The 23810-nt window shown below is 56.6% G+C and carries 22 protein-coding genes; 11 read left to right on the top strand and 11 right to left on the bottom strand.

Annotation, left to right across the window (positions count from 1 at the left end; translation table 11 throughout):
• Positions 1 to 80: 80 nt before the first annotated feature.
• A complete protein-coding gene (locus ROO76_02050; GenBank protein MDT8066927.1) occupies positions 81 to 665 on the top strand; it encodes a CBS domain-containing protein in 585 nt (194 codons plus the stop codon).
• A gap of 77 nt (positions 666 to 742) precedes the next feature.
• Positions 743 to 1042 carry a YtxH domain-containing protein gene (locus ROO76_02055; GenBank protein MDT8066928.1) on the top strand — a complete coding sequence of 100 codons (300 nt, stop codon included), beginning with the start codon at positions 743 to 745 and terminating at the stop codon, positions 1040 to 1042.
• 76 nt (positions 1043 to 1118) lie between these two features.
• On the opposite strand, the gene ROO76_02060 is transcribed toward ROO76_02055, so the two are convergent.
• The 7 genes from ROO76_02060 to dnaA form a co-directional block, all read right to left on the bottom strand.
• Positions 1119 to 1997, bottom strand: a complete 879-nt coding sequence (locus tag ROO76_02060) for an energy transducer TonB (protein ID MDT8066929.1) — start codon at positions 1995 to 1997, stop codon at positions 1119 to 1121.
• Between the two features lie 179 nt (positions 1998 to 2176).
• A complete protein-coding gene (locus ROO76_02065) occupies positions 2177 to 3211 on the bottom strand; it encodes a diacylglycerol kinase family lipid kinase (protein ID MDT8066930.1) in 1035 nt (344 codons plus the stop codon).
• A 135-nt stretch (positions 3212 to 3346) separates the two neighbouring features.
• A complete protein-coding gene (locus ROO76_02070) occupies positions 3347 to 3850 on the bottom strand; it encodes a methylated-DNA--[protein]-cysteine S-methyltransferase (protein MDT8066931.1) in 504 nt (167 codons plus the stop codon).
• Positions 3851 to 3902: 52 nt separating this feature from the next.
• The gene (locus ROO76_02075) at positions 3903 to 5951 is read right to left on the bottom strand and encodes a PAS domain S-box protein (GenBank protein ID MDT8066932.1); all 2049 of its coding nucleotides are present in this window, start codon (positions 5949 to 5951) and stop codon (positions 3903 to 3905) included.
• Positions 5952 to 6215: 264 nt separating this feature from the next.
• A complete protein-coding gene (locus tag ROO76_02080) occupies positions 6216 to 7139 on the bottom strand; it encodes an OmpA family protein (protein MDT8066933.1) in 924 nt (307 codons plus the stop codon).
• 356 nt (positions 7140 to 7495) lie between these two features.
• Complete coding sequence (locus tag ROO76_02085; protein ID MDT8066934.1) at positions 7496 to 8776, bottom strand: tetratricopeptide repeat protein; 1281 nt, start codon at positions 8774 to 8776, stop codon at positions 7496 to 7498.
• Positions 8777 to 9190: 414 nt separating this feature from the next.
• The gene (dnaA, locus tag ROO76_02090; protein ID MDT8066935.1) at positions 9191 to 10600 is read right to left on the bottom strand and encodes a chromosomal replication initiator protein DnaA; all 1410 of its coding nucleotides are present in this window, start codon (positions 10598 to 10600) and stop codon (positions 9191 to 9193) included.
• A 921-nt stretch (positions 10601 to 11521) separates the two neighbouring features.
• Between dnaA and rpmH the strand changes: the two genes are divergently transcribed.
• The 8 genes from rpmH (at position 11522) to ROO76_02130 (ending at position 18987) form a co-directional block, all read left to right on the top strand.
• On the top strand, positions 11522 to 11677 hold the full coding sequence (gene rpmH, locus ROO76_02095; GenBank protein MDT8066936.1) for a 50S ribosomal protein L34: 156 nt from the start codon (positions 11522 to 11524) through the stop codon (positions 11675 to 11677).
• Positions 11678 to 11762: 85 nt separating this feature from the next.
• Positions 11763 to 12170, top strand: a complete 408-nt coding sequence (gene rnpA, locus ROO76_02100; protein MDT8066937.1) for a ribonuclease P protein component — start codon at positions 11763 to 11765, stop codon at positions 12168 to 12170.
• Positions 12170 to 12445, top strand: a complete 276-nt coding sequence (gene yidD, locus ROO76_02105; protein MDT8066938.1) for a membrane protein insertion efficiency factor YidD — start codon at positions 12170 to 12172, stop codon at positions 12443 to 12445. Before rnpA ends, yidD begins: the two co-directional genes overlap by 1 nt.
• A 79-nt stretch (positions 12446 to 12524) precedes the next feature.
• Complete coding sequence (yidC, locus tag ROO76_02110) at positions 12525 to 14255, top strand: membrane protein insertase YidC (GenBank protein ID MDT8066939.1); 1731 nt, start codon at positions 12525 to 12527, stop codon at positions 14253 to 14255.
• A gap of 33 nt (positions 14256 to 14288) precedes the next feature.
• Positions 14289 to 14837, top strand: coding sequence for a R3H domain-containing nucleic acid-binding protein (locus ROO76_02115; GenBank protein ID MDT8066940.1), 549 nt, complete (start codon positions 14289 to 14291; stop codon positions 14835 to 14837).
• Between the two features lie 179 nt (positions 14838 to 15016).
• Positions 15017 to 16285 carry an amidohydrolase family protein gene (locus ROO76_02120; protein ID MDT8066941.1) on the top strand — a complete coding sequence of 423 codons (1269 nt, stop codon included), beginning with the start codon at positions 15017 to 15019 and terminating at the stop codon, positions 16283 to 16285.
• A 117-nt stretch (positions 16286 to 16402) separates the two neighbouring features.
• Positions 16403 to 18331: a DUF294 nucleotidyltransferase-like domain-containing protein gene (locus tag ROO76_02125; protein MDT8066942.1), complete on the top strand. Its 1929-nt coding sequence runs from the start codon at positions 16403 to 16405 to the stop codon at positions 18329 to 18331.
• Complete coding sequence (locus ROO76_02130) at positions 18313 to 18987, top strand: 3'-5' exonuclease (protein ID MDT8066943.1); 675 nt, start codon at positions 18313 to 18315, stop codon at positions 18985 to 18987. The genes ROO76_02125 and ROO76_02130 overlap by 19 nt, the downstream gene beginning before the upstream one ends.
• A 70-nt stretch (positions 18988 to 19057) precedes the next feature.
• Here the strand turns inward: ROO76_02130 and ROO76_02135 are convergent, their stop codons facing one another.
• From ROO76_02135 to rsmG, 3 genes are all read right to left on the bottom strand, one after another.
• Complete coding sequence (locus ROO76_02135; GenBank protein ID MDT8066944.1) at positions 19058 to 19954, bottom strand: ParB/RepB/Spo0J family partition protein; 897 nt, start codon at positions 19952 to 19954, stop codon at positions 19058 to 19060.
• Between the two features lie 2 nt (positions 19955 to 19956).
• A complete protein-coding gene (locus ROO76_02140) occupies positions 19957 to 20775 on the bottom strand; it encodes a ParA family protein (GenBank protein MDT8066945.1) in 819 nt (272 codons plus the stop codon).
• Between the two features lie 478 nt (positions 20776 to 21253).
• Positions 21254 to 21874: a 16S rRNA (guanine(527)-N(7))-methyltransferase RsmG gene (gene rsmG / locus ROO76_02145; GenBank protein MDT8066946.1), complete on the bottom strand. Its 621-nt coding sequence runs from the start codon at positions 21872 to 21874 to the stop codon at positions 21254 to 21256.
• 98 nt (positions 21875 to 21972) lie between these two features.
• On the opposite strand from rsmG, the gene ROO76_02150 reads away from it, so the two are divergent.
• Positions 21973 to 22626 (top strand): hypothetical protein, encoded by a 654-nt coding sequence (locus ROO76_02150; GenBank protein MDT8066947.1) that lies wholly within the window; start codon positions 21973 to 21975, stop codon positions 22624 to 22626.
• Positions 22627 to 22699: 73 nt separating this feature from the next.
• Here the strand turns inward: ROO76_02150 and ROO76_02155 are convergent, their stop codons facing one another.
• A complete protein-coding gene (locus ROO76_02155) occupies positions 22700 to 23767 on the bottom strand; it encodes a 4Fe-4S binding protein (protein ID MDT8066948.1) in 1068 nt (355 codons plus the stop codon).
• Between the last annotated feature and the right edge of the window lie 43 nt (positions 23768 to 23810).

The raw sequence follows: 23810 nt of genomic DNA on the forward strand, positions 1-23810 counted from the left end.
AAAGCAGTTGAAATCCGGGGGCAACAGCCGCCGTTCCCCATCGTTCTAAGTTTGAGAAAACGCCTGCCGAGGAGTCCCCCATGAAGGTCCGCGAACTCATGACTACCGACATAACTACTGCCGAGCTGGGAAGCACGCTCGAAGAGATTGCTACCATCATGCGCCACGAAGACATCGGCGCTGTGCCAATTGTCGATGATGACGAACTCGTCGGAATCGTCACCGATCGTGACATCGTGTTGCGCTGCGTCGCTGAAGGCGGCGATCCCGGCGAATCCACAGCGGAAGACGTTCTGACCGAAGGTTTGGTGACGGTCTCTCCGGAAGCCAACGTTCAGGAAGCGGAGGAGTTGATGGCGCGTCACCAAATCCGCCGCTTACCCGTGGTTCATGAAGGACGCTTAGAGGGCATAATTTCGCTTGGCGACCTCGCCATAAAGGAAGAAAGAAAGAGAGGTCCTGAACATGTCCTTGAAGGTGTCTCCAGAGGCGTGAAGTGGCGATCGCAGCAGCCCACACTGCGTGCACAGCGGGCCGAAGAGCAGCAGGGTATTGGTAACCGCCGTGTTGATGAAAGGATACAGCGTCAGGATCGAGTAGTGCCGATCAAATCCAGCGAGAAAGCCCCCGGTGCACGGCGCAATCCGCGCCGCAAGTCCGGTTAGTCTCGCACAGTGATATTTGAGGTGGAGCTCTCGGTAGCATCCGCCGGAGTAAAATTCAGCAGGAGGATCAGAACTCCATGAGCGATTACGGCACCTTTGGCGAATACAAGTACTCGGATAAGAACAGCAGCAGCACCGCAACCGCGCTGACTTTTTTGTTCATAGGGGTGGGCATCGGCACCGTTGTTGCACTGCTATTTGCGCCGAAATCCGGCCGTCAGATGCGCCGCACCATTCGGCGCAAGTACGAGGACGCACGCGATGTGTTTGACGATCTAAGCGACCAGGCTGGCGACTACATGGATCGCGGCCGCGAGTGGGCGAATACTGCGAAAGAAAAAGTCGCCCCCATCGCCAAGAAGATGCGACGCGACTAGCACGAGCGCCGGCGTGCTCACCAAACTTAAAAGGCAGAAGCTAAGCTTCTGCCTTCATGATTTCTTTGTTTCGAATCTAGTAAAGCCGGAAGTTGACTTCTACGTTGACCTGCACGGCGACGGGCTGTCCGTCTTTCTTGGCCGGCTCAAAACGCCAAGTCTTCACCGCCTCGATCGCCTTTTCGTCCAGACCCATTCCCAGCGAGCGCTGGATGCGTATGTCACGCGGCCTTCCGTCGGGACCGATTACTACCCAGAGCACAACCGTACCCTGCCACTTCGCTTTACGCGCTTCCTCCGAATACTCGGGATCGGGCGCGTAGATCGCGCGGGGTTCGCTGACGCCGCCGCCAACTCGATAAGCGCCGCCACCGATGCCGCCGCCCCATCCTGGACCAACACCGGGACCCCGGCCGCTGCCGACGCCGCCGCCAGAACCGCTGCCAATGCCACCGCCCGAGCCAGTACCGTTCGAAGCCAAGGTCACATGCGAAAGCGGATCACCGAGCGGGCCGACCTGCGGCAGGTTCATCTGCGGGACGACAACCTCAGGCGGAACTGCAAGCTTCGGATTGTCATTGCGAACGACAACCACCGGCGGCGTAATCTGCTGACGCGAGAGTTTTGGCAGCGCGCCCTTGGAGGCCTGTAACTTGTCGCGATCGCCGCCGCCACCACCGCCACCAGAAGCATCCTTGGCGGGGGGCATCACATACGGGCTGATCTCTATGGCCTGGTCGAGTACTACTTTCTTGATCTGTTCTTTGTTCTGCCAGGCGAAGGAACCGATGAGGACGCACCCAACTACAAACAGCGTGTTCAGCAGGAACGAGAGGATAAACGAATTCCTCTGGACCTTGTAAATACCGTACCCTTCACCGAAAAGGGTCGGCAGGACAGGGTCGAACTTCTGCGCCGCCGGGCTTGGCGTCTGCGACATGGTGGGACTGGACATGTTTCTTCATCAGTATAGACCCGCTACACACAAAATTGTTTCAGAAACTTCTCTGGATTGCCTCAGTCATACACTCGGACATTCCCAGTAGCTCTGCACGTAACAGGCTCAAATTAAACCATTTACATTGAGAATTACGTTCGGTGTCCCACTAAAGTTCCACTTTGGGCAGCAGCGGTTTAGACGATCAGACGAAGCGAGTGCGGACGCACTCGAATTTCAGCCGGGGTGTCACAGATATACTCACCGTCGGCGTAGATTGGAAGCGGGGATTCGCTCTCCAACCACAAATCTTTGGCGGTGAAGTATTCAACTTCCGGCAGCGACACATGATCGCCGCGGAAAACTGTATGCAGTACTCGCAGGATTCGCAGCGTCCCAGCTTGACGAACAAAGCAGACATCCAGTGCGCCGTCATCCAACTGAGCGTGGCCGGCAATTCGCATTCCGCCTCCATACGATGGACTGTTGCCTATGGCCACGAACAACGCTGGCTCTGAAATGCGCACGCGAAACGATCCTTCTCCGTCCGGAAGCGACACCGTCATGCGCTGCGGTCGATAGCGCAATAGCGAGTAGACGGCACAGGTAAGGTAGCCACCAATTTTCCGCATCCAGCCCGGCAACCGATTCGCAATTCGATTCGTTTCAGAATCAAGCCCCGCGCCGGCAACGCAACAGAAGTATCTTTCGGAATTGATGGCGTCGTAGAGAAAGTGGAGATGCTGGCGCATGATCGCCGGGGCCAGTTTCTCACTCGGCTTTTCAAATGTTCCATCTTCGCGAATGAATGTCCGGCTCTGCACCGGGACAGCATCTTCGTCCTGCACCGGCGGACGCTCCGTCATTGGCGTGATCAGGCCGATGTCGATGGTGCGGATCTTCCCCTCTGCTTTGAGAAAGGCCTTCCAGGCGCGCAATGCATCGTCAACCGTTCGCATTCCGATTGCATTGGCAAAATCATTTCCGCTTCCGGTCGGGACAACCAGCAATGGACATTCGGATCCGGCAAGTGCCTGGATCACGCGATGCACGCTACCGTCCCCACCAAACACAATTGCTGCATCCGGCAGATCGCCCGCCTCGAGCGAGTTTCCGCGAAAGACATTCGCGCCGGGCAGCCGGAAAGGCGTGAGAAGACGGTCGTTTTCGTAAGGATGGAGGATGGCCGCAACGCGCACCGCTGGATTGTAAAGGACGAAAAAACAATTCACCACAGAGATGCAGAGGGGACAGGGGTTTCAAGGCAGAACTGCGAAAATTCAAAACTGCGATAACTATTGGCCCTCGAAGATTGGGCTTTCATGATTCACTAGTTCTGTGTCTCGGTGTCCCTGTGGTGAGTAGGTTTAAAGCAGAGTCGGCTGTAAGGCCCCTTCCAGTTCCAGCAGTTTGCGCTTGACCTCCAGGCCCCCGCCGTAGCCGCCGAGTGTGCCATCGGACGCGAGTACGCGATGGCACGGAACAACGATTGGCACCGGATTATCGTGATTCGCCATGCCGACGGCGCGAAAGCCCCGCGGCTTCCCGACTGATTTTGCAATCTGGGCGTACGTCCGGGTCTGGCCGTATGGAATGTTCAGCAGCGCTCGCCAGCACTTCTTCTGAAACTCCGTGCCGTGAAGATCGACCTTTACATCGAAGACCTGGCGTTTTCCAGCGAAATACTCCCGCAGTTGCCGCTTCGCTGCCATGGTGCGCTCCTCCGACTCCTGCCATTCCGCCATGCGCGCAAGACGACTTTCCGGGAACTCACCGCGATCCCATTCGATTAGGGCGAGGCCTTCCTGCGACACGCCGATTACGAGTGGTCCAATCGGTGACTCCATCCGGGAGTAGTACAGGGCGAGCATGCGACCAGCCTAGCGAGTCGGAAGGCGATTGGGAAGAGGGGTAGGAGAGATTCTACGACGCTTTCTCCTTCGCGTTATCCAGCACTCGTCGAATCGTCTTCGCCAACGTATCGAAGCTGAAAGGCTTCTGCAGAAACTCCATGCCTAGCTCAAGAGCGTTGTTGTCCAGTGCGCGATCTGTGTATCCGGACATCAGGATAATTTTTACCTGAGGCAACAGCTTGGTTGCATATGCTGCCAAAGCGGGCCCGCCCAGCTCCGGCATGACTACGTCGCTGACCAGAACAGCTATATCGGGGTGGGTTCTGCAGATTTCCAGCGCCTGAACGCCATTGGAGGCCTCGAGCACTCGATAACCCTTCGCCTGCAGGAACGTGGAAGTGAGTTCGCGAAGAGTCGCTTCATCTTCGACGAGCAGCACCCTTTCCGATCCACCCGGATGCGGCATGGCGAGAGTCCTGGCCTCGGCCACCTCTGCTGCCGCCTCGAGCGCCGGGAAGTAAAGCTTGAACGACGACCCCCGTCCTACTTCGCTGTAGACCCAGATAAAACCGCCGCTCTGCCGAACCGTGCCGTACACGCTTGCCAGGCCGAGTCCGGTCCCCTTGCCAACCTCTTTGGTCGTGAAGAACGGCTCGAAGATCTGCGACTGCACTTCCGGCGTCATGCCGACTCCGGTGTCGCTGATCGCCAGCATTACATACTCGCCTGGAGATATTTCCGTCGAGCGTTGCTGGGCATATTGGGCGTCCAGTTCGACGATCTTGGTCTCGATGGTCAGGCGGCCCCCGTTCGGCATCGCATCACGCGCATTGACGGAGAGATTCATCAGCGCCTGCTCGATCTGCCCACGATCGGCGTAGATCTTCTTGAGGCCATCATCCAGTCCGAGTACAACCTCAACGTCCTCGCCCAGCAGGCGAGGGAGTAGCCGGCAGATATCGATCACAACGTCATTGAGGGAAATTACCGCCGGCTGCAATACCTGCTGTCGACTGAATGCCAGTAACCGGCGCGTGAGTACGGCAGCCTTATCCGTCGCGCTGCGAACGATAGTCGTGTAATGGTCGACCTTCGCGGGATCGTGCTTGGCGTCCTGCACCATCTGCGCCGAACTGCCGATGACCATCAGCAGATTGTTGAAGTCGTGTGCCACGCCGCCCGCCAGGCGGCCGACAGCTTCCATTCTCTGCGCCTGCTGGAACTGCTTCTCCAGCACTCGCTGTTCAGTGACGTTTTCGACGAAAACCTCGTGCATTGGCGCGCTTCCTTCTGGAGAGATGCGCCGGCCCACGAGACGAACCGTGATCAGTTTCCCGTCTTTACGCTTCCACTTGGTCTCGATCGGATCCGGACGCGCTATCGCATCCCAGAAACCTACGGCATTCTGCCGATCATGAGGATCCGCATAGATATTGCGAACCGTGTTCAGTTGAAGTACCTCGTCTACCGACTCGTAACCCAGCATCTGCACGAGTGCAGGGTTCGCCCAGACGATGTTGCCCGACAAGTCGGCGGCGTAGATGCCGTATGGAGAACGCTCGACCATGGTCTGGAAATGCTCTTCTGAAAAACGAAGCTGGTTCTCGGCGCGGTCGCGCTCTACCCTCAGGCTCGCTGTTTCTGCCAGCCGCAGAGCCGCGAGTTCTTCATTGGTTCGGCTGAGCTGATCCACGTTTTCTCGGAGTTGCTGGTTCAGGATCTTCAGCTGCTCCTGCGTCCGCTTCCGATCGGTGATGTCGCGAATCGCCGCAATGGTGAAATTTCCGTTGTCGGTCTTCAATGGGCTCAGGCTGATCTCAACCGGGAACTCCTTGGAGCCTTTTCGCAAGCCGAACAGTTCCAGGCCCATACCCATCGGCCGTACCCGCGCGTCGGCCGCAAATTCTGCCCGGTGTTCCGCATGCCGACCGTGGTAGCGTTCCGGGATAAGGACTTCGACCGGTTTTCCAACAAGATCCTGACGCGCAATACCAAACAAGGTCTCCGCTTGAGAATTGGCTAATGTGATCTGACCTGCCTCGTTGACGACGAGCATCGCGTCTGGCGCGGCATCCAGGAGCAGACGGAAGTTCGCCTCGACCCATTCCGGCAGGTTCATTCTCTTTGGTGATTGTGACGATTGCTGGGCCATTGGAGTTCGGGGTCAAAACCTCCCATCAGGATCCGGCTGCGGGGAGCCAGCTTCAGTCCTGAGAGCCCCGCGATTGTGCACTTGAAAGTCGAGATTTTGGCATCTAGATGAGGGGCAAGTCAATGCAACGTAGCCTCACCCCCCAAACGACAGAAAAGCCCCTCGCCGAAGCGAGGGGCGGTCTCCCGGAACGCAAACCCCCCTGAAGGCCGCGTTCCCGGATCTTGAAAGTTACTGCGGAGTCTGCGACATCTGTTGAGGCTGCTGCGACTGGGGCTGGGCCTCGGCGCCAGTCTGGCTGGTGGCGAGCTGGTCGATGCCGTTCTTCATCAGCGTCACGTCAACCTTGCTGTAGCGGAGGCGGGTTTCCTTGCCCTCGGCGTTCTGCATCGGAGCATTGCCCATGCCAACCGTGAAGATCCGGTACACCGGAATCTCGTGGTTGAGAACGAGGTAACGAACTACGGAGTCGGCCATCGCCTTGGAGTGCGCGACCGCGGCCGAACCACGGCCCGGAGCAAAGCCCTGGACCTCGATGATGTAGCCATTCTGGCCCTTCAGGTTCTGGGCCATGTCATCGAGAGCTTCCTTGGCTTTCGTGCTCAGAGCAGTCTGGCCCGGACGGAAGCGGATTTCGGCCTGCGTCGACGGCTTGTACTGATCGATGTTCCCGACCACGGTTGAAACCGTCTGGAGACGCGCACCAGCCTGGGTTGCAGTCTGGTTCGCCTGCTGCGCGGCATTGCCGGCCGCGACTGCATGCTGATCCGCGGTATCGGCCTTCGCGTTGGCTTCCTTCAGACCTTCGGTCGTACGCGCATCGAGATCCGTCAGCGCCTTCGAGTTGTTAGCGGTCAGCTCATCAAGCTCATTGACGCGGTTGCGGATGGGCGAGATCTGACGCTCAAGGTACTTCTTACGGGCAAATGGGTTCAGGTGACCCCAGAATCCCTGCTTCAGCTGGGGCTGGAGCGGTTGGCGCGCGCTGGTGTTTTGATCGCTCGAGGCGTTCTGATCCTGCGTGTTCTGGGCTGGTGCGCTCTGGGTCGTTGTCGCCGCCGGTTGCTGGTTGTCAGTCGATGAGCTCTGCTGCGCCATAGCGGGGATCATCATTGTCGCAGCTAGCGGCAGCACAAGTAGAAATCGGTTCTTCATGGTCTTCGATCCTCCGGCGGTGGGTATTGCCTGGGTGCTTCGCCCCCGGTCCGCCCGGCACATTCCGTGTGCCAATCGCAAAATTGCGGGCCATCCCTCTGGGTCGAACGGGCCATCTTGCGGCCCGTCGATCCCGAGAGCCCCTACCGAGTCGCGTCTTGGTAAACGCGAGCACCTTGGCCTAGTACACGTCAGGTGCCAAACAGGAACAGCTTGTTTTCACACTTAAGTCTTTTATTTTCTTTGTGTATCAACTTGACCTGCTCGGCTCCAACAGGAAGGAAAAGCCTAAGGCAGGTAAATTTGTAAGTAGAAGTGCTCACTGGCGATGGTCGAGGTCGGTCAAAAATGCACACCTATTCCGTCTTGGGCACTGGTGGAACCACCACTTCATCCAGGTAGCGGATGAGCACGTCCCGATGATCCTTCCGGTAGCCCTCGTAGTCCCGGGCGATGGCCGCGTCCGCGGCATTCAGCAGAATATATGGTTCCAGCAGTCCCGCTTTGTTGAATCTGACCAGGGCGGCGAGGTCGGCATTCAGCTTCTCGGGTTTCTTCCCGGTAGCGAGTGAATCGGCCGTCTCAGCGACTACCGAGAGGGCCTGGAACTCTTCTTTCAAGCTATGGCGGTACTCCTTCTCGTTCGGGAAATTCTTCTTGAACTCATCTCCCTGCCAAACAGCGCGCGTCATCTCGTACATCATCCAGGCGCTGCTGCCGTCCTTCTTATTCAATGAAGACGAGTCGATATTGATGTTGATGTCGTTTTTTCCTTCTGCATTCTTTCCCTTTACTTCGTGCGAGTTCGGCGATTGAAAGTGGTACCAGGTGATGGGCTGCTTAGCGTATTGCAGCCACTTGTTGATCCCATTCCAACTGGAGCGCTTGTAGGGCTCGGCGACAACGGCCTCTATGTATTTGTGGCGGGCTTCCGGTAGCTTTCCAGCCATTGCGAGGGCGTCACCCCAATACCTGTACGCAACTTCGCGATTCGGATCGATGTTGATTGCGCGTGAATACCACTGCCCGGCGGCTACGCTGTCGCGTTTCGCGAAATAGATATCGCCCATGAAGAGCACAGCGTCATAGTTGTTCGGTTCCAACAAGATCGCCTGTAAATATCCCTGCTTGGCTGCGTCATAGTTACCTGCGGCAAAATCGGCTTCTGCGTGCTTCATAATCCGGTCAACTTCAGCATTGTCGGAGAACGCGGGATCGGCAGCGTCTGGTGGAATCCCCGCGATCAGGGTCTCAAGATAGTCGGAACTGTATCCCAACTTTTGCGCTTGCAGTAACAACTGGCGCGTCCGAAGTACTTCCGCTTTTTTCTCTCCCGCATTCGTCAGCGTCGCCGAGTGTGCGTAAAGACATTCAGCCAAACTCACCAGGACCTCGGCATCATTTGGTGCCGCTTTCGCAAGTTTGTCCAGCCAGGGCAAAGCCTCCAGAAACTTGTTCTTGCTGACCAATTCCATTGAATAGCGACGATCTTTTTCCAACTCCGGCGAAAGCTGTGGGTGAACGTACTCGCTCTTAGGAGTGGCTTGAATGATAGTGCCGGATGACTTGGGATCGCTTTGGGCCAGAACGGCCGTCAGTGCAAGAAGTACAACCAATGGAACAAGCGAGCGCCGCATGTTTCCTCCACTCACTTCTCACATCTAGAGACACTGGCTAACTACAAACTGTTCCGGAAGATTTGCGAATAAACATTGTGTGCCGATGATCGGAACTGCTTTTAACTCTAATTACAGAAAAATAAGTCTAAAACCAGTAGTAACAGTAGGGGCTGCGGAAAAGTGGAAATCTGAATCGTGAGTAGATTATTCGCGATCAGGACGTGATTTCCACGCTGGAAATCGATCCAGCTCCAGCGATGCTACCTGTGTCTAAACTGACCTTCGATCGTTGAATCACCCGTTCTTGCACGCCTTCCACAAGTCATCCACAACTCTTCCTTCGAAAACTCGGAATTCCGTGGAACACATGTTCCTCAAAAAGCGAAAGCCCCACAGCAGTGACGTGGGGCTCGGCTAAAGCATAGAACGGTTCTAGTTGCTCAGTTGCTCCGAAAGTTTATTGAGCAAACGGTTCAGATCTTTGTCGTTCTTCCGCTGCTCTTCGATTTTCTCAATGGAGTGCAGAACCGTTGTATGGTGCTTTCCACCAAACTGACGCCCAATCTCCGGCAGCGATGCTTCCGTCATGTGCTTAGCCAGGTACATCGCAATCTGCCGTGGGAAAACGATCTGCCGTGAGTTGTTCTTGGCCTTGATCTCAGGCAGACGCAAACCGAACTGCTCCGCCACCTGCTTCTGAATCGCCTCGATCGTGACCTTTCGGCTCTGCTGATCGATAAAGTTCTTCAGCACCTGCTGCGTGGTAATCAGGTTGATTTCCACGCCGGTGAGTGAAGCGTAGGCGATCAGACGAATGAGTGCGCCTTCCAGTTCGCGCACGTTGCTGCGAATGTTCGAAGCGATGTACTGGGCGACATCTCCGGGTAGTGTGACCTTTTCCGTTTCCGCTTTCTTCTGCAGGATAGCGATTTTCGTCTCAAGATCCGGCGGCTGAATGTCGGCAATAAGACCCCATTCGAAACGGCTACGCAAGCGGTCTTCAATCTCGGCGAGTTCCTTCGGCGGCCGGTCGCTGGCAATCACGATCTGCTTCATCGACTCGTGCAGCGCGTTAAACGTATGGAAGAACTCTTCCTGGGTACGCTCTTTCTGCGCCAGGAACTGAATGTCGTCGATAAGCAGCACATCGACCGTGCGGAACTTGTCGCGGAAGCTGCTCATCTTGTCGTAGCGCAACGAGTTGATCATCTCGTTGGTGAACTTTTCGGACGACACGTACGAAATCGATGCTTCCGGATTGAGCTGCTTTACCTCGTGCCCGATCGCCTGCATCAGGTGGGTCTTGCCCATACCGACGCCGCCATACAGGAAGAGCGGGTTGTAGGCCTTAGATGGCCGCTCGGCAACGGCCCTGGCCGCAGCGTGTGCGAACTGGTTTCCGGAGCCGATGACGAAGTTATCGAACGTGTACTTTGGGTTGAGTTGCGCCGCGCCGTCGAAGTCGAAACGCACCTGTGTCGCCGGACGCGCGCCATTTGAGCCAACCGAAGCCGGGGGGAATCCGCCATCATGACGAACCGGCGTGGCGGTCGCAACCGAAGACGCCGAATTTTCTTCGGGAGTTCTGGTTACGAACTCGACGTCCTGGAACTCAAGTCCGAGATCGTCCATCGCTTCGTGGATAAGGTCGGCATAGCGCTCGCCGATGTGGCGAAATTCAACAGTAGGGACTTGTATGAAGAGAATTCCTTTATCGGCGTGGCTGTATTTCGTCGGCTTGAGCCACGTCTCGTAGGAGTGGCGGTTAATTTTCTTTTCGAGGGCATCGAGGATTCGAAGCCATGGGTTTCCGGAGGCGGTAGCTAATGAGGAAGCAGACATGAATAATACCGTTCGGAGTCGCTCTTGGGCGGCCCTTCTAATGTTTCGTTGTCTAAGCAATCGAATTATTGCTGTGGAAGGGTATCAGCTTTCCACAGGTCATTGTGATTCAACTGCTGAAGTCAACGTGTTGAAGAACTGAATTTCGAATGCACCAAATGTTGGGCAGAGCCTGATTTTTTCGACTTCCGGATACTAGCACGAATGAAAGCACCAAGTGCAATGATGGTTTCACCTGATTTTTTTATTTGAGCGCTCACCTTACGCCGAATGGAGGAGTTGTCAAGTGGCAGGTTTATAACTGCCGCGAGGACAGTGCAAATACATTTCGCAAGCAAGAAAATGATGCAGTGACGACTAGCAGAGATGAGTGTGATGAATCAAATCCCATCCGCTCCTATCAAGAGCGAGAGTCACCTTCGAACCCAATACCAGAGGACAGAGAGCATTGGAAGCAACATGATAACTAAACTACGACGAACACTAGACCGAGGACAACAGGGGTCATAAAAATCCAGGTACCCAAATTCACTATTCCCGGCTTGCGTTCTCGTTGTTTTCCATTGTCGAACCAATTGAAGGCTGCGCAGATCATGAGCACTGGGATAATTAACCAGAATTCGTTGGCAGACTGCCGCCAACCTGCACCATTGCGTAGATGCTCGTAACAGACCAGCGACGAAAACACGACAATGATGTACAGGGACCAAAACCACGAGTAGTTGCTGTGTATCCAGGCACCTAGTCGGTCCATACTTAAATTGTAGGCTTGGAAGACGTGATATCAACTCAATTTGCTAACAGCTAAGTCCTCTGGGGACGCCACCGGGCAAAACGCGGTTTGCTGATATCCGGGCCTTTCCTTTATACTTTTCATTTGCTTAGCATCCATTTTGCCCAGTAGAGGAGCGCCGTTTTTCCATGCCCAAGCGCACATTCCAACCCAACCGCCGCAAACGTGCCAAGAAGCACGGTTTCCGTAGCCGCATGAAGACCAAGAGCGGTCAGGCGGTACTTTCGCGTCGTCGCGCCAAAGGGCGTAAGCGCGTTTCAGTGAAGCCCGGCTATCGCGAGTAACTCCCCCGCTGCCAGGCGAATTCTTTGCTGCTATGGTTTACGTCGTCGAATCCGGGCATCGTTTGAATGCCGGACCGGTTCAACCGTGAGCGGCGTTTCTGGAACCCCGTTTCCCAAGTCGGCGCACCTGCTGAAGCATGCTGACTTTCAGCGCGTGTACCAAGATGGGAAGCGCCATTTTTCAGGGAACCTGACTACCTTCTACTTGCGGCGCCATGGCGCCGGCGAAGCTAGTCGGGTTCGAGTTGGTTTCACCGTGGGGAAGGTGCTCGGCGGAGCCGTCGAGCGTAACCGTATTCGGCGGCGAACCCGTGAGGCGGTTCGTTATCACCTGAACGACCTGAACGGAATTTCGGATTCGGTGGATATCATCCTCCATCCGAAAAAGTCGGTCCTGGGGCTCGGCTTTTCCGTATTGTCGGAAGAGGTTGCCAAGGCCTTCCAGGTGGTAAAGAAGAACGTGGAACGCCAGGGAAAGGCACAGGCTGAGTAATGGAGACCATCATTCTCGCCGTCTTGCGCGCGTATAAGCGATACCTCTCGCCTATGCTCCCAACTGCCTGCAGGTATGTGCCGACCTGCTCGGAGTACGCCATGGAGGCCATTGAGCGCAAGGGAGTGCTGCGCGGTAGTACGCAGGCGATCTGGCGATTGCTGCGATGCAATCCGCTCGGCGGCCACGGCTACGACCCGGTGAAGGGAAACGACTGCAAGTGCCACGAACGGCCCCGGCCAAGAGATGCCTGGATGGGGCACCAGGAATTCTAAGCAGTAGAGGCGCGAACGTGAATCCGCGCCGGAACGGTGAAGCTTGAGCGAGTACCACAATCCACAACAAGAACCAGGAATGAATCGAAATCTCATCCTGGTGTTCGTCGTGATGGCGGTTATCGTCATCATCAGCGAGCAGTTCTTTTTCAAGAAGCCAGAACCGGCGCAGCAATCCGGCCAGAAGCAGCAACAGAGCCAGCAGCAACCGCAGGCCGCACCCACCAAGCCAGCGGCCGCCACGACCACCCCGGCTCCTGTTCCTCCTCCAGGCTCGAGAACGAAGGCCGTCGAAGAAGGCAAAGCGGAGACCGGAACCGTCGTCGAAAACGATCTCTACAAAATCACCTTCTCTAACAAGGGCGGCTTGGTTAAGTCATGGGTCCTGAAGAAGTACAAAGACGACAAGGGCAATCCACTCGAACTGGTCAACGACAAAGCCGCTCCGCAATACGGATATCCTCTGTCGCTCTACACCAATGACCAGAACCTCCGCGACAAGCTGAATTCAGTTCTCTACGTCACCGGCGCCGGCCCTAAACTAACCGTCCCCGGCAAGCTTACCTTCGATTATTCCGACGGCGACATTACTGTTCACAAAGAGTTCACGTTCGACAACTCATACGTGATCGGCGTCCATACGTCGGTCGTCCGCAACGGCAATTACGTGACCGCTCTCCCCGCGTGGCCAAGCAGCTTCGGGGATATGACTATCCCGGGAACGTACGCCGCACAGAAAAATGATTATTTCAACGGCAATGATGTACAACGGTTGAGCCCTGATAAGAGCGGCAAGTCAATTAGCGGTGGCCGCGTGATGCAGCCGCCCTTCCAGTGGGCTGGAGTCTCGGACCAGTATTTCGCAGCCATTTTCATGCCGGATAACCCGCAGCAGGCTGCGATGATCCAGTTGCGCAACGCCATTCAGGTTCCAAAGACTCCGAAGGATCCGAACGATACAGCGCCAGTCCAGGTGCTCGGTGCCGCCGTTGGACCTCTCGGAGCCCCGGTAAACGAAAGAATGTTTGTCGGCCCGAAGGCGCTGGATGTGTTGGGAACCGTCCACCCCACGACTCCTGGCCAGCATTGGGATCTGCGCCCGGTAGTCGACTTCGGCCGCTTCAGCTTCATTGCACGCCCGCTGTTCCTGTGGCTGCACTGGACCTACGATCACTGGATCCCCAACTGGGGCTGGGCGATCATTTTCCTGACGGTTGTCATCAACGCGGCTCTGCTTCCGCTCCGTATCATGGCGATGCGTTCCGCGCTGAAGATGCAGAAGATTGCGCCGCAAGTGCAGTCAATCAACGACAAGTACAAGAAGTACTCGCTGAAGGATCCGCGACGTCAGGAAGCGCAAAAGGAAATCAGCGCGCTGTACAAAGAACACGATGTCAATCCGGCCGGCGGCTGCCTGCCATTGCTCGTACAGATGCCCTTCCTGTTCGCCTTCTGGACCATGCTCTCCGCGGCCATCGAACTGCGCGGCGCTCACTGGCTCTGGCTTACGGATCTTTCTCAGCCCGACCACCTGTACCTGATCCCGATCACGATCGTCATCTCCACCCTCATCATGCAGCGAATGACGCCGCAGGCCGGTATGAATCCGGAGCAGGCGAGGATGATGAACCTGATGATGCCACTGATGCTCGGATTCATGAGCTGGTCGGTAGCCTCAGGGCTTGGACTTTACTGGCTGACGGGTACAATCGTGGGCGTGATACAGCAGTGGGCCATGAACCGGACCGCCTTGGGCAAGGAAATCCGCGCGATCCAGGAAAAACGTGCGGCCAAGCACGCCAAGAAGTAGGCAATGAATGAGGACGAGTAGTTCGGAGCAGAGATGACGATCCAGGACAAGATCGCAACCGCGAAACGAATCAACGAGCTGCTCACCGGCATTATCAAGTATGGCGATTTTCGCCTCAAATACCGCATCACCGTCGATCCGCCGGTCCCGGAAGACCGAGACTGGGAGCGCCCCGTGATTCTGGTGGACTTCAGCGGTGCCGACAGCGGGATGCTTCTGGAGCGCGGCGGCGAATTGCTCCGCTCCATCGAAACCGTCGTGATCGAATCGCTTCACATCGGCTCCGAAGAGCACGATCGCGTTGCCTTCGACTGCATGGGTTTCCGCGCGGCACGTATCGAGGAACTCAAGCTTGCGGCCGGCGTCGCGGCAGAAAAGGTAAAGACTTCAAAGATGCCATACTCGTTTGCGCCGATGTCGTCCCGTGAACGACGCATCGTCCACCTGGCTCTCCGTGACGATGCGGAACTACGCACCGAGAGCGAAGGCGAGGGTCCGCAGCGCCACCTCGTGGTATATCCCAAGGACTACAAGGGAAAAGTGGCCGCACCGGTAATGCGGCGAGGCAGGGGAAGAAGATAAGAAAGCCGCAATAGCGCAAAGATACATGTTTTAGTAGCCCCGGTCGCCTCGGCCGGGTTCTTGTTTTGGGGGTCCGATTGCTTCTCCCTGCTCCTTGCGAGAAAATCGCGAGCTGACGATTGAGAGGCAAAAGAATGAGGCGACTCCTCTGCGCTTTGGGTTGTATCGTGATTTCCTGTATGACTGTCTCCGCTCAACAAATTGATCCTCAACTCATGTCCTACATCGACTCCATCCAGGCGATCGATAATCACGCCCACGTCGTTGCGCCCGACCTTGCACACGACGTCAACTACGACGCCCTTCGCTGCGAGATCCTGCCCGCTGCAACCGGACTCGCACCTGCGAACACGCGCTTCGGCCCCGACGTGATGGCTGCGTGGAAAGCGCTCTACGATGTGGTGGCCGATTCCGATTCCCCGGCGAACGTCAAGAAGGTCGACGCGGCCCAGCAGGCAGTTCGCCAAAGAGAGGGCGCCAACTACTTCGATTGGGTCTTGAAACAGGCAGGATTCGACGTAGTTCTGGCGAATCGTGTCGCGATGGCGCCACAACTCGACGCAAGGCACTTCAAGTGGGTTCCATATGATGACGCACTGTTGTTTCCTCTGAACAACGAAGCGGAGAAGGCCGTCTCACCGGATCGCAAGGTTCTATACGGAGCCGAAGAGGATCACCTGAAAGCCTATCTTCAGACGGCCGGCATGCAATCGATTCCCACCACCCTTGACGCCTACCTCGACAAGGTGGTCCTGCCGATCTTGCAGTCGCAGAAAAAGGCCGGCGCGGTGGCGATTAAATTCGAAGTTGCCTACCTGCGTCCGCTCGACTTTGCTCCAGCGACCCAGGCCGACGCGGCGCGGATCTATGCACAGCATCTCAATAGCGGAGTTCCTTCGAATACCGACTATAAAGTCCTGCAGGACTATCTCTTTCACTACATTGCCGAGCACGCTGGCGAGCTTGGCCTTGCGGTTCACATCCACACCGGAGTCGGTTGCGGCGAGTACTTCGAAACCCGCGGCTCCGACCCCATGCTGCTCGAGGGCGTTTTGAACGACCCTTCTTTGCGCAAGACGAACTTTGTCCTGCTCCATGGCGGCAGTCCCTTCGAGCGCCACAACGCGGCTCTCATTATGAAGCCGAATGTCTATGTCGATACCTCCGTCCTTGAACTCTTCTATTCCCCAGCGGAGCTTGCGCACATCCTGCGTCCCTGGCTCGAGGTTATGCCCGAGCACGTCATTTTCGGAACAGATTCCGGTCCCTTCGGCCCGGGCTTTAACTGGGAGGAAACGGCGTGGGTGGGATCTCGAAATGCCCGGCGCGCCCTGGGGATCGTTCTCACGCAGATGATGAACGATGGCGCTATCACTCGAACTCGCGCGAAAGAGATCGCCGAGGACGTCCTGCGAAAGAACGCAGCCGAACTCTACAAGATTCAATAGCTGCGAATTGCCGTCTCATTCGTCAATGCGAAATTCGTCATTTCGTCACTCGTGTAGCAACAAGTCCTATAGTTTCGTCCCAACCCGGTGCTACCATTCCGCCCACGCGAGCGCACCATGGTATCGCCCCACTCCACCTCGGTCGTGCTGGATGCCGTCACCGATTTCCTGAAGGCCATTCCCCCGTTCCAGTTTCTTTCCGCCTCCGAACTCAAGACGCTCGCCAGGACCATGTCGCAGGAGTATTTCCCGCGCGATACCGTCATCCTTAGCGCCGGCTGCGAAGCCGCCGATTCGCTCTACGTAATCAAGAAGGGTGGAGTAAAGCTATCGATCGCCAGCGGCGAAGGCACGGACGTTATCCTCGACATGCGGAGCGAGGGGGAACTGTTTGGCCTGCTTTCGATGCTCGGGGGAGATGTTACCCGGCTGAATGTCACCGCGGTTGAGGACACCATCTGCTACACCGTACCGGGCGACCAGGTTCGACAACACCTGCTAAGCCATCCCGAGGCAGCAGGCTATCTCGTGAAGACCTCCGTCACTCGCTACATCGACCGCAGTCTCAACGAAATCCGCGAGCGTACACGCCTCCTCGGCGACGGCGAACGCCTGCTCTATTCTCTGTCCGCGAGTGACGTCGCTACGCGTCCTGTTTTTCTGTGCACTCCGGAAACGACAATCCGCGCCGCCGCCCAATTGATGGCTGCTACGAAATCAACGTGTGTATTCGTGGCCGACGGCAAGAAACACGCGATCGGGGTCGTGACCGACAACGATTTCGCGGAGAAGGTCGTTGCCTCCGCCAGGCCACTCGATGCGCCCGTGACCGAGATCATGAGCAGCCCCGTAATCTCCGTCGAAGCCACCGACCCGGTCTTCTATGCGTTGTTGCAAATGCTGAACCACAACATCCACCATCTGCTGATCACTCGTGCGGGGGTCGCCGAGTCGGTTCTGAGCAACCACGACTTGCTGCTGTTACAGGGGAAATCGCCATTGACCCTCATGCGCCACGTCGGAGAACAGTCGACTCTGGACGACCTGGTAGCCGCACAGGCACGCACGTCGGAACTGATTCCGCTGCTGATGCGCGAGGGCGCGAAGCCAAGCCACATCACTCGCGTAGTCGCCGAACTTAACGACCGGGTGGTTGCGAAAATCCTCGAACTCGCCGAGAAGGAGCTGGGAACGCCTCCCGGCCCGTACTGCTGGGTTGTAATGGGCAGCGAGGGCCGCCAGGAGCAGACTTTCAAAACCGACCAGGACAACGGATTGATATATGACGATATACAGGAGAGGTCGGTCACCGAAAAGTATTTCGAAAGACTGGCCCAATTCGTGAGCGCGGCCCTGCAACGCTGCGGTTATCCGCCTTGTGAAGGCGGCTTCATGGCTACCAACCCTCGTTGGCGCCAGCCATTGAGTGCCTGGAAACACAACTTCACCACCTGGATCACGGACCCAGTGCAGGCAACCGCTGAAGATGCATTCATCCTATTCGACATGCGTCCCGTTGCGGGTTCACCTCATCTCCACGAGGAACTGTGGAAGCACAACCGCGAGTTGCTGGATTCGGCTAACCTCTTCAAGTCGATCTTCGCCTTCATCTCCATCAATCACAAACCGCCGCTCGGGTTCTTTCGCCAGCTTGTCGTGGAACGAAGCGGCCAGCACAAGCACGAGTTCGACCTGAAGCTGAAGGGAACTGGCCCGATCGTGAACGCTGCTCGCATGTGGAGCCTCGAGGCGGGTGTAGAGGAGACAAACACGATCGACCGTCTGCGTGCGCTCGATGGAGTAGGTACCGTCGATACCAAGCTGCTCGCCGAACTTCGCGATGGTCTCGAGTTCCTTACCTCGCTGCGCCTGGAGCACCAGCTCCAGCAGGCCAAGAGCGGTATCCCAATCAGTAATTACATCAATCCCGCTGTACTCTCACCCTTGCAAAGAGGTCTGCTGAAAGAGGCCTTCGAAGCGATCGCCGCCGCCCAGGCCTTGATCAAATCGAAATTCGAGACATGGGTGTGGACGCAATTGCGATGATGCCCTGTTGGCTCAAGTCGCTGATCAGGGGGGAGTACGCTGGAGCATTTCCCCCCAGCACTCCGCTGGAGCACGTCCGCTTCGCTGTGCTCGACACCGAACTGACGTCTCTCGACAAGCGAACAAACCGGTTGCTCTCCGTCGGCGCCGTGTCAATGCAGGGGAGCAAGATCAACTTTGGAGAAGAGTTCTACCGAGTCGTAAATCCCGGCGTGGAGATTCCCGCCGAGAGCATCCTCGTGCACGGCCTCCGTCCGGCCGATGTCGCACGGGGCGACCCGACGGAGACTGTGCTCCGCGATCTGCGGGAGTTCCTGAAATCGTCAGTGATCGTCGGGCATTTTGTCGGAATCGACAGAAAGGTCCTGCTCAAGGAGCTGCGCGGCAAAGGAAAGGCTGCCCTGGATTGTGTGCTCGATACCGCTGCGGCACATCGCTGGCTGGAACAGCACGAACACCACGTACGCGGCCTCGACGACATGCCAGGTCATTGCGATCTCGCAACCTTGGCCAGCGAGTACGGTTTGGAAATGCGCGACGCGCACCACGCGCTCTACGACGCTTACATCACCGCGCAACTCTGGCAGAAGGTTCTGGTGCGGTTGCAGCACGCAGGAATCACCACGCTAGGCAGAGCGCTTCGAGTCGCTCGCTAAAACATATCTACAAATGAGAATCTCTGATATATCGACAAATATCGATTAGATAAGATTTCGACATCCGCTATTACTTCTTGATCCCCATCGCGTCGAGGATCCGGTCGAAATCTTCCAGGGACTTGTACTCGAACTGGATCCTGCCGCGGCCGTTCTTGTCGGTAATCATGACGCGCACGCCCAATGTTCGCTGCAGTTCGCGCTCGACCTCGCGCACGTTGGGATCCACGACTCGCTCCGCCTTCTCCTGCTTGGGGCCGGGATTCATCAGGTTCGAAACCGCGCCCTCTGTCTGTCGAACCGACATGGACAACGTCACAACTCGCTGCGCGAGCTTGGTCATGGCATCCGGCGAATCGAGCCCCATGAGGGCTTTCGCGTGCCCGAACGTCAGCTTCTCTTCTTCTATTAAGGTCTGCACGCCTTCCGGAAGCTTCAGCAGCCGCAGGAAGTTCGACACGGACGAGCGGTCTTTTCCTGTCCGCTGTGCCATCTGCTCCTGGGTCAGATTGAATTCCCTTCCGAGACGGTCGTATGCCCGGGCCTGCTCCATCGGGTTGAGATCTTCGCGCTGAAGATTCTCGACGATGGTCATCTCCATCGCCTGCTCGTTCGAGACCTGGCGAATGATAGCCGGAACCGACACCTTTCCCGCACGCTGCGATGCCAGCCACCGACGCTCACCGGCGATCAACTGATATCGACCATTCGACTGCGGCCTGACCACAACTGGCTGTACAACGCCGCTGGATTTGATGCTGGCGGCGAGCTCGTTGAGGGCCTCTTCGCCGAAACGGCTCCTGGTCTGATAGGGGTTGCGGTCTATCTGTTCGACCGAGATCTCTTTTACGAGATCGCCGGTCATTGCGGTTGCGTGCGCTGGCGGCGCGACTGCGATGGTGGCCGTACGGGAGGCCGGAAGCAAAGTTTCCAGGCCTCGGCCGAGGACATTTCTCTTGTTATCCATGCTTAGACACTCGCTTCAGGGCTGATTTCAACTTTATCGCTCATTGGCACTTCCTTCAGTTGATTCCGCTCCATGATCTCTTTCGCCAGGCGAATGTAACTCTCGGCGCCACGGGATCGCGGATCATAAAGGAGAGCGGGCTTACCGTGGCTGGGCGCCTCGGCGAGACGGACGTTTCGAGGGATCGTAGATTGGCATAGCAGCTCGCCAAAGTAGTTTTTCAGCTCGTTTGTGACGCTCTGTGCCAGATTGGTCCGGTCGTCATACATAGTCAACACAACCCCTTCGACGGCCAGATTCGGGTTCAGCCCGATCTTGATTCGATCGATTGTGTCCAGCAACTCGGAAATGCCTTCGAGGGCGAAGTACTCCGCCTGCATAGGGATTAGGACAGAGTCTGCCGCAACCAGCGAGTTGAGCGTAAGCAGGTCCAGCGCCGGCGGGCAGTCGATCACGATGAACTGATAGTGGTCCCGAATCGAATCGAGGGCATCACGGAGCCTGTACTCACGTCGCTCGATCGAGACCAGTTCGAAGTTGGCCCCCGTCAGATTCTTACTGGAGGGCATAACGAACAAGTTATCGAGCGGACCCTGCAGAACCACCTGTTCGGCGGTGGCATCCCCGACCAAGAGTTGATAGGTGCTCAGGCGCTCCGGGTCTTTAACGAAGCCGGTCGAAGAAGACGAATTCGACTGCGGATCGCAATCCACCAGGAGAGTTGGGACCTCGGCGGCGGCAAAAGAGGCCGCCAGATTGACGGCGGTCGTGGTTTTCCCCACACCACCCTTTTGATTCGCTACAGCAAGAATTCTGGCCATGATGATGGTTGAAGCAGACTCGTTGAGACTACCCGAGGTGGCCGGGGCGAGGCAATTGTCCCAGCCTGTGCGAAACCGCAAAATCTTGTGGATTCAGTGGATAAGTAGATGTTCCACGTGGAACAGGGTGAACAGCGGCAGGCAACTACAACCTGTTCCACGTGGAACACTGCGACGATTTCCCACTTCGCTTCCGAGAGGCAAGCGCGCCAGAAGCACACAACAACTCGCAAAACCTGAACTCTAGTCCCACTTTTGACCTGAAACGGAAAGAATTGTCAGATAGATCCAACGCTCCGTCCCGAAAGTCTGGTTCCATATCCCACAAATTACTAACTTGATCCCCAGTCGCACCCATGGTGGTCGTCATCGCACTTTTCCCACTTTTCAGAAGTATCGCCCTGGGTATTACTAATCCTGATTCCGGGGTTATCTTTCCTGGTTCACGGGTTCAAATTTCGCGAAAACGTGCTCCAAATCACCCTCTTTGCCAGATTTTGAGCACTCTTTCGCGAGAATTCGGAATGGGGACTGAATCCAACCAGCTATCTCTCAGCACCTTCTCTGCTGCACTGGCCTGACCGGCTCCGATCAGTAGCGCCAACCGACCGCGAGGAGCAACCAGGGCCGCAGCAACCGGCAGGATCAGTTCGAACTTTTCAACCGCTCGCAGCGTCACCAGTTCGGCTGTCTTCCCCCAGTCTTCGGCACGCCCCGCAAATACATCGACATTCGTAAATTTAATCTCGCGGCATACCTCGCGCAAAAACGTCGCCTTCTTCCCATGCGACTCAATCAGCGTGCTATGCAGTCCGTACGCGTAGATCTTCATCGGAATCCCCGGGAACCCGGCGCCGGAACCGAGGTCGGCGGCATTGACGGTGCTGTCCCTGGCAACCAGGTTCCGTGCGGCAAACAGCGATTCGCCAAAATGTCGCTGCACGATCTGCTCCGGATCGCGCACCGCGGTCAGGTTCATTCGCGCATTCCACTTCATGAGCATATCGATGTATGTAGATACTTTGTTCAGCTGATCTTCTGTCAGCTTCTCTTCCCCAACATATGGTCCCAGCAATTCCGAGATTCGCGTTGCATCCATTGCCAGCAGCATACCTGAAGGATTGAACGAAGCCGAGTGTCGCGGCTATCATGAGAACAATCGGGCGTGGGGGCCCGCACCTTCTCAGGACTGATTCAATGCCAGAACGATCCGCATACCTAACTTTGTCCGGCCTGCCGCTGACGTTTGAATTCCAGTGGCCATTCCATAAATCCACATCGGGCGCCGATTTCTGGGTGTTACACGGCGTTGCGTTTCTCGAAGACGGATCCAACCTGCGATCCGATTTCTCGATCCATCTCACGCAAACCATGCATCCGATGATGCCCGGCATGAATGCCGACACAGCGCTGCCATACGTCATCAACGTCGTGCGCCGCATGGTCGACACCAAGGACCTGGAGTTTCTGCGTTCGGGCAAGCGCCAGCCGATCGACCTCTCCAGCCGCTTCAAAAACTTCAAAACCGGGGCCTGGCACTTCGCCACAACGAATGATGACGAAGTCCGTGAATTACTGCGGCAGTCAGCCTATTGGATCGGAGTCAAACTCGGGCGCGAGCGCTTTAGCCTTGCCGATGAAACGAACGCTCTCTACCTCGGAATGAGCAAAGAGAATCTCTTGAGGCTTGCGAAGAAGCTTGAGAGCGAAGGATGGCTGCGGCTCGAAGGCGAGTTCGCCATTGCGACGGAGAAGACGAAGTCGAGCGCAGCAGAGTTCGAAAAACTCGAGCAGGAGAACCTGGCGAAGCTGCAACAGAAGCACGCCTTCGAAAGCGCCCACAAAATGTAAGCGAGAGGGCAGAGGGCAAAGGGAAGAACGGTACGATTTCCGTTCTGCCTTTTTTCCTCTGCCCTTTGCCTTTTTACAGTCCCGGATGGCTGGCTTCGTTCGCCGACGGAACCAGTTGCATGTATATCTGCCGCGGGAGCTTCGTGTCCCAATGTCCTGAGAGCTTCGCATAGCTCACCAGGCCGAGGAAAAGTATCGCAATCGTCGCAGCGACTACGGACGGCGAGAGACGCTTGCGGCGCGGCAGTTCGAAGTTCAACGCATCTTTAGCCGGGCACACGGCAACGCATTCCAGGCAGGCAGTACATTCCGCGCTGCGAATCTGCACCAGCGTGTCCACCGGCAGCCGCGACGGACATGCTTTCGCACACTTAGCGCAATCGATGCAGGCCTGCTCGTTGCGGCGAATCCTTGCCGGACTGAACAGGGACACAAGCCCCATCAACGCGCCATACGGGCACAAGAACCGGCACCAGAAGTTCTGAATGAAGATCGACAGGATCGCCAGCACACCGATCGTGATCGCGGCCGTCTCGCTCATGAAGCGAAAGAAGTTGAGCATCTTCACATCCGCGATCAGCCCGTAAGGGCTGCTAAGAAAATCGCGGATCGTTGTCGCATCCATCTTCGCAATCACCCAGACGAAGAATCCGAGCAACAAATACTTCAGTCCCCGCAGAGGAATGTCGAGCCAGCGCGGGAGTGACAAGTTGCGGCGAAACGTACGTCGTCCCAACTTCCAAAGGTATTCCGAGAACGTTCCGACCGGGCACAGCCAGGAGCAGAACGACTTTCGCAACAGGAATGACATCGCGAGAAACGCGATCAGCAGAAACATGCCCGCCGGATGAATCGTCGGGATCGCTCCGGTCAGAACGAAGTACTTGAGATTCATCAGCGCCGCGATCGGAAGCCAGCCTTCAACTCCCGCTGGCCGCGACTCGAAACGGGATGCGCCCGAAGTCTCGTAGAACCGAACCCAATTGTAGAACTGCACGCCTATATAAATGTTAAGCGCAATGAAAGCGAACTGCACCGCACGGCGGATCTGCTGCGAGTGATCGAAGTCGGTGCGCCGGACAAGTTTCTTCCTGGGCTTTGCTCCCGGCTGAGCCGGAAATCCAAGGTCCTCCCGAAGCATTTTCGAGAGCGGCGACTCCGTAATATGAGGTTGCGCAGACATA

This window comes from Terriglobia bacterium (assembly GCA_032252755.1).
Taxonomy (GTDB): Bacteria; Acidobacteriota; Terriglobia; order Terriglobales; family Acidobacteriaceae; genus JAVUPY01.